Here is a 10,840-nt window from a genome sequence, read left to right as displayed (position 1 = left end):
CCCTCGCTCGCTCCGTCCACGGGGTCGTCGGGGTCCCGCGCGGGGGCACGGTCGCGTTCACGGGCATGTTCGCAGGCATGGTGGCGACAGCGTAGCCGCCCGTGAGCGCTGGCCCGGTCAGCGGCGCGCGGCCCCCGGCGCGCTCGCCGCGGCCTCCGGCAGCCCCTCCCCGACCGCCCGCCGCTGCGCCGGCCGGCGCCGGCCGAGGGCGCGCAGCCGCCGCCGCCCCGGTTCCTCCACGAACCTCCACAGGACCCACCCGAGGGCGATCGCGACCAGCGGCAGGTGGGGCACGAGGAAGGCCGTCCAGGGACCGCCCGGGGCGATCTGCGGCACCTCCTCCTGGAACGTCCAGAAGACCTCGTACACCGGCACGTGCACGAGGTAGACGCTGTAGGAGATCCGCCCGCCGAGCACGACGGCCGGGCGCGACAGCCACGCCGAGGGCCCGCGCTCGGACAGCGCCAGGCAGCCCACCAGCAGCGGGAAGAGCACGGCGACGACGGCGTAGCGGTCGTAGGGGCGCGAGGCCGCCCAGCCGACGACGAGCACCACCTCGGCCACCAGCAGCCACGCCAGCCGCGGCGCCCAGCGCGCCGCGCGCTCGCGGGCGACCTCGGAGGACTGCAGCCGCCGCACGGCCAGGCACACCAGGGCGCCGGCGCCGAACTCGGTGAAGATCCGCTCCGCCCAGCTGTAGTCCCAGTAGATGACGCCCGTGCGGTACGAGCGCAGCGCCGCGGGCAGCAGCAGCCCCACCGCCCCGGCCACCAGCAGCCACCACGGCAGCCGGCGCAGCCGGTGCAGCACGAGCGCGAGGACGGGGAAGGCGACGTAGGCGGCCATCTCCGCCGAGACCGACCAGGTGGCGCCCACGAAGCTGGCGCCGTCGAAGTCGGGGCGGTGCCACAGCTGCACCAGCAGCAGCTGCTCCACCCAGCTGCGCCAGCCGAGGTCCGGCTGCACGCCCTGGTAGGCGTAGAAGGCCGGGTCGATGCTGCGCCGCCACAGCAGCCACAGGCCGAAGAGCACCACGACGACGGCGTAGGCGGGCCACACCCGGCACACCCGCGCCCACCAGAACGACCACCAGGCGCCCGGCCGCGGCCGGGCGCCCAGGGTGTCCAGGTAGGTCAGGGTGATCACGAACCCGGAGACGACGTAGAAGAGGTCCACGCCCAGGTGCCCGGAGTCCAGCACGGGGGTCAGGAAGGCCCGCACCCCCGCGTACTCCGGCAGCGGGGTGAACTTCCAGTGGAAGAGCAGCACCCACACCGCGGCCACGATGCGCAGCCCGGTGATCGAGCGGACCTCCGGGATGCGCGGGCGGGCCGCCGGCGCCGGCGGGCTGGACTCGGCGACGGCGGTCACCGGCCCGCCCCCTTCGCGATCAGCGCCCGGTAGGCGACGGTGCGCACCCTGGTCGGCACGAACCGGTAGCCGCCGCGCACGAGCACGTTGCGCACCGCCTGCGCGGGCGAGGTGAACCCCTCGCGGCGCAGGTGCGCCTGCAGCGCCACCTCCGAGCGCCACAGGCGCGCGCCCCCGCGGCGCGCGTAGGCCCCGGCGCCGGGCACGGCCCCCACCCGGTACTTCACGAGCGGCTCCGGCAGGTTCTCCACGCGGGCCCCGGCCGCGATCATCCGGGCGAACAACCAGTAGTCCTCCATCAGCGGCAGGTCGCGGTAGCCGCCCGCGGCCGCGACCGCCGAGCGGCGGTACACGACCGTCGGGTGGTTGAAGGGGTCGTGGAAGCGGGCGTAGGCCGCGATGCGCTCCGCGCCGGTGGGCGGGGTGCGCCGGCCGACGACGTCGTCCTCGTCGGCGCCGATCTCCAGCAGCCCCGCCCCCACGAGGTCGGCGCCGGCGGCCACCAGCGGCAGCTGGCGGGCGAAGCGCTCGGGCAGGCTGACGTCGTCGGCGTCCATGCGCGCGACGACGTCGTGGCTGCAGCGGCGCAGCCCCTCCTCCAGCGCGCGGGCCAGACCCGCGTTGGCCGCCAGCTCGTGCACGAGCACGGGCACCCCGCCGGCCCCCTCGCGCCGCCAGCGCTCCAGCGCGGCCTGCACCGGCGCGGGCACCGGGCCGTCGCGCACGATCACGACCTCCTCGGGCGGCAGCACCTGCTCGGCGGTGACGCTGGCCACGGCCCGCTCCAGCTGGGCGGGGTCGTCACCGGCCCACACCGGCAGCAGCACCGAGAACGGCGGCAGCTGCCCGGCGGGCAGCGCCGCGGCCGGGCGCACCCGCGCGGCAGCGCCCAGCGGGCGGCCGGCGGCCGACTCCACCGCCAGCACGTCGGCGGACACCGCGCCGAGGCCGGCGAGCACGTCGGCGGTGGGCGGCGGCGCGGCGAGGCCCTGGCGCACCCCGGACACCAGCCCGCGCAGCAGCACCGGCCGGCGCGAGGAGCGCGCCAGGGTGCGCGCCCAGCGCCGCAGCGTCGCCCCGCCGTACAGCGCCGTGTCGCGCGGGCCCAGCGAGCGGCTGCGGGTGAAGGTCCACAGCTTGTTGCGGACCTCCAGCACGAACCGCTCGCCGGGGTCGGCGTCGGTGGAGCCGAAGACGCGCGTGCGGTGCTCGACGACGCTCGCCGGGCAGGCCACGCCCCGGCGGTGGCGCAGCAGCCGCGTCGTGTACTCGAAGTCGTCGTTCCACAGGAAGTAGCCGGCCTCCGGCAGCCCGTCCGCGCGCACCGCCGCGGCGTCCAGCAGGACCGCCACGAAGCTCGCCGAGCGCACCGGCACGCAGCCGGCGGCGGCCGCGGCGGCCCGCTCGGCCGCCGAGGCGCCCGGGCGCACCCGGGGGGTGTTCATGGGGTGCTCGCGCCCGTCGGTCCACACCACCCGGCTGGCCACCAGCGCCGCGCCGGTGGCCCGCCACGCCGCCACCGAGGCGGCCAGCGCCTGCGGGCGGGGCACGGTGTCGTCGTCCATCAGCCAGACCGCGTCGGCGCCGTGGTGGCGCACCGCGCGGGCCAGCCCGGCGGCGAACCCGCCGGCGCCGCCGGTGTTGCGCTCCAGCACGACCAGGTCGACGGGGAGGCCGCCCGCGCCGGGCCCGGCGGCCCAGCGCCGCACCGCCTCCGCGGAGCCGTCGGCGCTGGCGTTGTCGACGACGACGACGGCGTCGGGGCGGCGGGTCTGCGCGGCCAGCGCGGCCAGGCCCTCCAGCAGCAGCTCGCGGCGGTTGTGGGCGACGACGACGGCCACCACCGCGCGGGCGTCGTCGTCCGGGGCGGTCGAGGCGGGCACCGGGACAGGGTGCCAGGTCACGCGGGTCCGCCCGGCACCGCCGCGGCGTCGACGCGCCAGACCGCCACGGTGCCGCTGGTGAACACCCGCTCCAGCCCCGGCACGCCGTCCAGACCGGTCAGCCCCGGCGGCACGGCGTACTGCGGGACGCCGAAGAAGGCCGCGTCGGCCGGCTTGAGCGGCAGCAGCGGCGCGTCGGCGTCGACGACGACCCACGCGACCCGCTCGCGGCGCACCAGCTCGGCGACGGCCGGGTCGGTGCCCAGGTCGCGGAAGCGGGCCAGCAGGGTGCGCAGCCGCGGCACCGGCGGCGTCGGCACGGCCGTCGTGGCCAGCACGGGCACCCCGTGCAGGACGTAGGCGTAGGTGGAGCCGTCGTTGCCGGAGTTGAGCACCCGCTCCCCCGGGCGCACGACCCCTGCCAGGTAGCGGGCGGCGGCCTCGTCGTCGGCGTCGACGCGCTGGTAGGCGGGGTCGGCGTAGCGCTCGCGCAGCGCCCGCACCTCCGTCGGCCCGGACTCCGCGGCCGCCCCCGCGAGCAGGACGAGCCCGAGCACCGCGGCGAGCGCGGGAGCGGCGGCGCGGGAGCGCAGCGGCCGGGCCAGCCAGCCGGCCAGCCGCACCACGGCCACCCCGGCCAGCAGCCACGCCCACGGGGTGCCGTGCGCGACGACGCGGTAGTAGGAGTTCCACGCGCTGTCCCAGACCAGGTCCAGCAGGCCGCCGAGCACCGGCGGGTGCGCGTCGAGGAGGTAGGCGACCGCGATCGCCGACCACACCGCCCACGTGAGCGCGACCGCCGCACCGGCCCGGCCGGCCAGCAGCGCGCCGAGGACGACGGGCACGGCCAGCCACCACTGCTCGGTGGTGGCACCGGGGTCGAGACCGCCCTGCAGCGGCAGGGTCAGCACCCGGTGCAGGGCCTCGGGCAGCGGCTGCGGCGGCACGTCGCGGGCGAAGCGGGCGCTGGAGCCGCCACCGGACTGCGCGGCCTGCAGCAGCGCGGTGCCGACGAGGGCGGCGACGAGGACCGCGGCCACCGCCAGCGCCGCGACCCACCACCGCGTCAGCGCGGTGCCGCGGGTGGCGAGCGCACCGAGGACCACCGCGCCCAGCGCCCCGCCCGCCACGGTGAGCGCGGCGCTGGGGTGGACCGTCACCGCGCCCGCGCAGCCGAGGGCGAGCACCGGCACGAGCGGCGCCACGGCGGCGGCGCGGCGGGCGCCCGGGCCGCGCGGTGGCAGCACCAGGGCGATCGCCCCGGGCGCGAAGGCGATGGCGGCCGCGTTGGCCAGCGCCCCGGAGTCGTGGTGCATGGCCTGCAGCGGCTGGTACGCCAGCGCGGAGGCCACGGCCGCGACCCCGCCCGCGGGCAGCCACCGGCGCGGCAGCGTGCGGGCGGCCAGGGCGAGCAGGCCCAGCGGCTGGACGAGGGCGAGCGCGAGCACGCTGGTCGCGTTCAGCCCCGCCACCGGGCTCGCGCCCCAGTGCCCGGCCACCTGGGCGGCGAGCGCGGCCCACTGGTGCAGCCCGTCGGGGTAGTAGAGCGCCGGCGTGCCGGTGACGACGTCGAGGGCCTGCGCGCGCCAGGGCGCCGCGTCGCCGCTGCGCAGCACGTGCGCGACGACGAGGGTGTGGGTGATGGCGTCGTGCTCCTGCGAGGGGGTGGCCAGGGTGCCCGTGCCGCGGCGGAACAGCACGAGGACCGCGGCGGCGGCCGCGGCGGTCAGCACCGCGGTGGCGGCCGCCTCCGCCCGGCCGGGCGGGTCCGCCTCCAGCGGCGGGACCCCGGCGCCCGCGCGGCGGGCGGCCGGGCGGCCGGCGAGGCGGCGCACCCCGGCGACCGCGGCCAGCAGCACCAGGAGCACCGCGCCCACCGCCCAGCCGCCGAAGCGCAGCCCGGTCAGGCCCGTGGCCGTCGCCGCGCAGGTGGTGGCGCCGACCGAGACGGCGGGTGCCGCGCCGAGCAGCACCGGCAGCGAGCGCACGCCGGCCGCGGCCAGCAGCAGGGCGCCCGGCAGCAGCACCCACAGCGCGGCCACGGCCAGCGTGGCGACGTCGCCGGCGGGGCTGCCGCCGCTGATCCAGCCGGGCGCGACGCCGGTGAGGAGGGGGCCGGCGCTCACCCGGGCACGCGCCCGGCGGCGACGGCCAGCACGACCGCGGCGGCCCGCTGCGCGGCCGCGGCCAGGGAGCCGTGCTCCAGCGCCCACGCGCGCAGCCGGGCGCGCTCGCCCGCGTCCGGCCGCCGCCAGGTGCGCAGCGCGGCGGCCACGGCCGCCGGGTCGTGCTCGACCGCGGCGCCCAGGCCGTGCGCGCGCACGGTGTCCCGGCCGCTGCCGACCCCGGCGAAGAGCACGGGCGTGCCGCAGGCCGCCGCCGCCGCGATCTTGGTGGGGGCCATGAGGTCGTAGCCGGTGCCGGGCACCAGCGAGGCGAGCGCCACGTCCGCCTCCCCCAGCAGCCGGGCGGCCTCGCCGGGCTGGACGGTGCCGGGCAGCTCGACCCGCCCCGGGGCCAGCCGCGCGGCCAGCGCCCGCAGCCGCGGCAGGTCGACGCCGCCGCCGACCATCGTCAGCCGGGCGCCGGGGTCCTCGCGGGCCAGCTCGGCGAAGGCGCGCACGAAGACCTCCGCGCCCTGCCACTCGGACATCGTCCCGCTGTAGACGGCCCGCAGGCCCCGGTGCGCGGGCCCGCCGGCGGGCCCGTCCGGGGGGGCGGGGACGAAGACCTCGACGTCGACGCCGTTGCCGACCACGTGCACGCGCCGGGCGTCCACGCCCGCGCGCACGACCTCGGCGGCCATGCCCGCGGTGACGGCCAGCACGGCGGCCGCACCGCGCAGCGCGGCCTGCTCGGCGAGGCGGACGGCGCCCAGGACCGGGCGCGGCGCACCGGCCGCGACGGCGCCCTGCGACCACACGTCGGGCAGGTAGGAGACGTAGGGCGTGCGCCGCAGCGCCGAGGCCGCCCGCGTCGCCAGCCCCGTCGTCGGCGGCGGCTCGTGGACGACGACGTCGGGGCGCCGGCCCAGCAGCAGCCGGGCGGTGAGGGGGACGTCGAAGGAGAGGTAGGGCAGGTAGCCGCGCACCGCGCCGTCGGCGTCGCGCAGCACCGCGGCGCGGCGCACGCTCGTGCCCGCGTCGCGCGGGGCGGGTGCGCTGCCGGGCGCGGGGGTGGTCGTCACGACCTCCACCTCGCCGCCGGCGGCGACCAGCGCCCGGGCCAGCGCCCGCAGCCGGAACGGGGCGGCCCCCACGTCCGGCGGGTAGGTCCGCGTGGCGATGCGGATCAGGGGCGGCACGAGCGGGACCCTACCCAGGCGGGGACCACCGCCCGGACCGCCGCGCGCACGGGGCAGGATGCGCTCGTGCGCATCGCCGTGGTGACGACGTGGTTCCCCAGCGCCGAGGACGGCGTGGAGGGGGTGTTCGTGCAGCGGCACGTGCAGGCCCTGCGCCGCGACCACGACGTGCGGGTGCTGCACCTGGCCCCGCGGCCCGGCACGCCGCTCGAGCCGGGCACCCGCCGCCTGCACGTGGACCGCCGCGACCCGCGCTCGCCGGCCCGGGCGCTGCGCGCGGTGCGCGCGGCCGCCGCCGGCGCCGACCTGCTGCACACCCACGTCTTCTCCACCCTGGTGCTGCTGGCCCCGCTGCTGGGCCCGCTGCGCCCGGGCGTGCCGTGGGTGCACTCCGAGCACTGGTCGGGCGTGTCCGACCCCGTCTCCGGCGGGCCGCTGTGGGAGCGGCTGGCCGGGGCGCGCCGGCTGCTGGGCCGCCCCGACGCGGTGACGGCGGTCAGCGACTACCTGGCGCGGGCGGTGCGCGAGGCCCGGCGCGACCGGCGCTGCGCCGTCGTGCCGAACGTCGTGCCGGCACCCGCGCAGCCGCCCGCCGCGCCGGCCGAGGACGGGCTGCGGCTGCTGGCGGTGGGCAACCTGCGCCCGGTGAAGGACCCGCTGCTGGCGGTGGAGGCGCTGGCCGAGCTGCGCCGGCGCGGGCACGCGGCCACCCTGCGCTGGGTGGGCGACGGGCCGCTGCGCGCGGCCGTGGCCGCGCACGCGCGGCGGCTGGGCGTGGACGGGCACCTGACGCTGCTGGGGCGCCGGGCGCCGCACGAGTTCGCCGACGAGTGGGCGCGCTGCCACGTCTTCCTGCTGCCCAGCCGCTACGAGACCTTCTGCGTGGCGGGTGCGGAGGCGCTCGTGCACGGCCGGCCGGCGGTGCTCGGCGACCGCGGCGGGATGCGCGACTTCACCGGTCCCGGCGTGCACCTGGTCGGCGACCGGCGGCCGGGCGCCTGGGCCGACGCCGTCGAGCGGGCGCGGGCCGGGGCGCCCTCCCCCGCCGAGATCGCCGCCCCCGTGCGCCGCCGCTTCTCCGCGGACGCGGTGGCCGACCGCTTCGCCGTCGTCCTCGACGCGCAGACCGCGCGGGCCGGGCGGGCCGGGGGCCGCTGAGGGCGGCCGGGCGGACCGTCAGGAGAGGCGGGACAGCTCGACCTGCCGGGCGAAGTCGGGGACGGCCGCGACGACCTCCTCGAAGGTGCCCACGGCCCGCACCCGGCCGGCGTCGAGCACGACGACCGCGTCGCAGTCGCGCACCGTCGCCAGCCGGTGCGCGACGACGAGGACGGTCACCCCGCGCAGCGCGGCGACGGTCTGCGAGACCGCCGCCTCGGTTGCGGTGTCCAGGGCGCTGGTGGCCTCGTCGAGCACGAGGACGCTGGGGTCGCTGTAGAGGGCGCGGGCGATGCCCAGCCGCTGGCGCTGGCCGCCGGACAGCCGCAGCCCGCGCTCGCCGACCTGGCTGCGCACCCCCTCCGGCAGGCCCGCCACCACGTCGGTGAGCTGGGCGGCCTCGAGCACCTGCCGCACCCGCTCGAGGTCGACGTCCTCGTCGCGCCAGCTCAGCGCCACGTTGCGCGCCACGTCGGCGTCCAGCAGCGCGACGTCCTGCGGCACGTAGCCGACCCGCCGCCGCCAGGCGTGCAGCACCTCCCCCAGCGGCCGGCCGCCGACGAGCAGGCGCCCGCCGGTGGGCTCGTGCAGCCCGAGCACGAGGTCCACGAGGGTGGACTTGCCCGAGCCGGAGCGGCCGACGAGGGCCACGCGGGCACCGGCGGGCACGACGAGGTCGACGTCGGCCAGCGCCGGGGCGGCCGCCCCCGGGTAGCTGAAGCGCACGCCCTCCAGCCGCACCTCCACCGGGCCCGCCGGCAGCTGCTCCACGTCCTCGCCGCCGCCCAGCGGGGGCACCGGTCCGGCGGCGGCACCGGTCTCGGCGAGGGCGTCCAGGACCGCCTGGGCCTCGGGCTGGTGGGCGTGCATGGTCGCGAACACCGACTGCAGGCGGGTCAGGGCCGGCACGACGCGGAAGCCGGCGACGGCGAACAGGCCGATGGAGGAGGCGGCCTGGGTGACGCCCTGGGTGAGCACCGCCGCGCCGCCGACGACGAGGAAGCCGCCCAGCAGCGCCGCCTCCAGCACGAAGCGCGGGCCCACGGAGTAGAAGAACGCCAGCCCCCGGGCGCGGGCGCTGCGGGCGCGCACCTGCCGGGCCACGCCGGCCAGCTGCTCGCCCCGCGCGCGCAGCGCGATCTCCTTGGTGGCGGCGAAGGACTCCTGCACCAGCCGGACGGTGTGCACGCTGGCGCTGGTGGCCGTGCGCCCGGCCGCCGCGGCGCGGCGCGCGATGACCGCGTAGAGGACGAAGGCGACGACGGCGAAGTAGAGCGCGGCCACCACGGCGGTCTGCCAGGCCGCGACGACGACGACCACGCCGACGGCCACGAGCCCGAAGACCTCGGCGACCAGGCTGGTGAAGGGCATGAGGAAGCCGTTGAAGGTCTGGTTCAGCGACTCGTCGACCGTGCGCACCGCCCGCGCCGAGCTGGCCCGCAGCCGGTACGACCACGACGCCGACAGGTAGGCGCGCACCAGCCGGTCGGCGACGTCGACCTCGTGGTCGGCGAAGCGCACGACGCCCCAGCGCACGAGCGCCAGGCTGGCCAGGCTCTTGCCGGCCAGCAGCAGGCTGACCACCACGACGAGCACGAGCAGCGCGGTGGGGTCGAGGCGGTCGCCGACGAGCGGCAGCGCGAAGGTCAGCGGCCGGCCGGGGTCCAGGGCCACCGGCAGCAGCAGCGCCAGCAGGCCCAGGGCGAGCACGTCGAGGACGGCGAGCAGGGCCTGGCCGAGGCTGTAGAGGACGACGAAGCGCCCGCTGCCGCGCGGCAGCAGCCGCAGCAGCGCCCGGACGGTCCTCAGCAGCTCGCGCACGCGGTCATCCTCGCCCATCCCCGCGCCCGCACCGCCCGCCCTGCCGGACCGGCGGCCGCGGGGCCGTCATGATGGGCGCTGTGACGAGCACGCCGCACCGGGCCGAGCAGGGGGCACCCGGGGAGGACTCCCGCGGGCGGGCCGCCGCGCGCGCGGGCGGCGGCCACCCGGACACCTGGGTCGTGGTCCCGCTGTACCGCGAGGCCGCGGTCATCGCCGACGTCGTGGCCGAGCTGCGCACGCGCTTCCTGCACGTCGTCTGCGTCGACGACGGCAGCCCGGACTCCTCGGCCGCGCTGGCGGAGGCCGCCGGGGCGGCCGTCGTGCGGCACGGGGTCAACCTGGGGCAGGGCGCGGCGCTGCAGACGGGCATCGAGTACGCGCTGCGCGACGAGCGGATGCGCTCGGTGGTGACCTTCGACGCCGACGGGCAGCACCGCGTCGAGGACGCCGAGGCCATGGTGCAGCGGCTGGAGGCCGAGCAGCTGGACGCGGTCTTCGGCTCGCGCTTCCTGGACCGGCGCACGGAGCTGGACCGGCTGCGCCGCGTGGTGCTGCGGGCAGCCACGGTCTACAACAACGCGACGACGGGCGTGAAGCTCACCGACGCCCACAACGGCCTGCGGGTGCTCTCGCGGCGCGCGGCGGCCGGTCTGCAGCTGCGCCACGACCGGATGGCGCACGCCACCGAGCTCGTCCTGCAGGTGGGGCGCGCGGACCTGCGCTGGGCCGAGCACCCGGTGCTGGTGCGCTACACCGACTACTCGCGCTCGAAGGGGCAGTCGCTGCTCAACAGCGTCAACATCCTCGTCGAGACGATCCTGGGCTGAGGGGGCCGCGGTGCTGTTCATCCAAGTCGTGCTCATCGTGGCCGTGCTGTGCGTGGGCGCCCTGCTCGTGCGCAGCACGGCCGGCGAGCGCCACCAGGCGGTGCGGCGCATCCTGCTGGGCGCCCTGGTCGTGCTGGCGGTCGCCAGCATCCTCGCGCCGGGCGCGGTGACGGTCGTCGCGCGCGCGGTCGGCGTCGGCCGCGGCACGGACCTGCTGCTGTACGGCCTGGTCGTGGCCTTCCTCGGCGCCCTCGTCTCCGCCTACCGCCGGCAGCGGGCGCTGGAGTCGCGCCTGACGCAGCTGACCCGGCGCCTGGCGCTGGACGAGGCCGAGCCGCCGGCGCTGGCCCGGGCCAGGCACGAGAACGCGTCCTGGCCCGGGGGCGGGGGGCCGGCCCCCGGGCGGGCGGGGGCCCTCAGGGGGGGGGCGGCCGGCCCGTCGACCGCGGACACGACGGGCGGGGGGGCCGCCC

General features: G+C 79.0%; 8 protein-coding genes. 3 read left to right on the top strand and 5 right to left on the bottom strand.

Annotated elements, in window-relative coordinates; genetic code table 11:
• Positions 1–117: 117 nt before the first annotated feature.
• Genes ACRYM2_RS11685 through ACRYM2_RS11670 form a run of 4 tightly spaced genes read right to left on the bottom strand, consistent with a single transcriptional unit; the run spans position 118 to position 6,558 of the window.
• Positions 118–1,371: an acyltransferase family protein gene (locus ACRYM2_RS11685; RefSeq protein ID WP_432522546.1), complete on the bottom strand. Its 1,254-nt coding sequence runs from the start codon at positions 1,369–1,371 to the stop codon at positions 118–120.
• Positions 1,368–3,254: a glycosyltransferase gene (locus tag ACRYM2_RS11680; RefSeq protein WP_432522544.1), complete on the bottom strand. Its 1,887-nt coding sequence runs from the start codon at positions 3,252–3,254 to the stop codon at positions 1,368–1,370. The genes ACRYM2_RS11685 and ACRYM2_RS11680 overlap by 4 nt, the downstream gene beginning before the upstream one ends.
• Positions 3,255–3,271: 17 nt before the next feature.
• On the bottom strand, positions 3,272–5,380 hold the full coding sequence (locus ACRYM2_RS11675; RefSeq protein ID WP_432522542.1) for a DUF6541 family protein: 2,109 nt from the start codon (positions 5,378–5,380) through the stop codon (positions 3,272–3,274).
• Complete coding sequence (locus ACRYM2_RS11670; protein ID WP_432522540.1) at positions 5,377–6,558, bottom strand: glycosyltransferase family 4 protein; 1,182 nt, start codon at positions 6,556–6,558, stop codon at positions 5,377–5,379. The genes ACRYM2_RS11675 and ACRYM2_RS11670 overlap by 4 nt, the downstream gene beginning before the upstream one ends.
• 66 nt (positions 6,559–6,624) lie before the next feature.
• Between ACRYM2_RS11670 and ACRYM2_RS11665 the strand changes: the two genes are divergently transcribed.
• Positions 6,625–7,716, top strand: a complete 1,092-nt coding sequence (locus ACRYM2_RS11665; RefSeq protein ID WP_432522538.1) for a glycosyltransferase family 4 protein — start codon at positions 6,625–6,627, stop codon at positions 7,714–7,716.
• Between the two features lie 18 nt (positions 7,717–7,734).
• On the opposite strand, the gene ACRYM2_RS11660 is transcribed toward ACRYM2_RS11665, so the two are convergent.
• The gene (locus ACRYM2_RS11660) at positions 7,735–9,537 is read right to left on the bottom strand and encodes an ABC transporter ATP-binding protein (RefSeq protein WP_432522536.1); all 1,803 of its coding nucleotides are present in this window, start codon (positions 9,535–9,537) and stop codon (positions 7,735–7,737) included.
• A gap of 182 nt (positions 9,538–9,719) precedes the next feature.
• On the opposite strand from ACRYM2_RS11660, the gene ACRYM2_RS11655 reads away from it, so the two are divergent.
• Together ACRYM2_RS11655 and ACRYM2_RS11650 are read left to right on the top strand one after the other, a co-directional pair.
• Positions 9,720–10,367, top strand: a complete 648-nt coding sequence (locus ACRYM2_RS11655) for a glycosyltransferase family 2 protein (protein ID WP_432522580.1) — start codon at positions 9,720–9,722, stop codon at positions 10,365–10,367.
• Positions 10,368–10,377: 10 nt separating this feature from the next.
• On the top strand, positions 10,378–10,840 hold a 463-nt coding region (locus tag ACRYM2_RS11650), incomplete at its 3' end, for a DUF2304 domain-containing protein (protein ID WP_432522534.1).

It is taken from the genome of Kineococcus aridisoli, assembly GCF_050871885.1.
GTDB lineage: Bacteria > Actinomycetota > Actinomycetes > Actinomycetales > Kineococcaceae > Kineococcus.
This window is presented reverse-complemented; position numbering and strand designations above follow the sequence as displayed.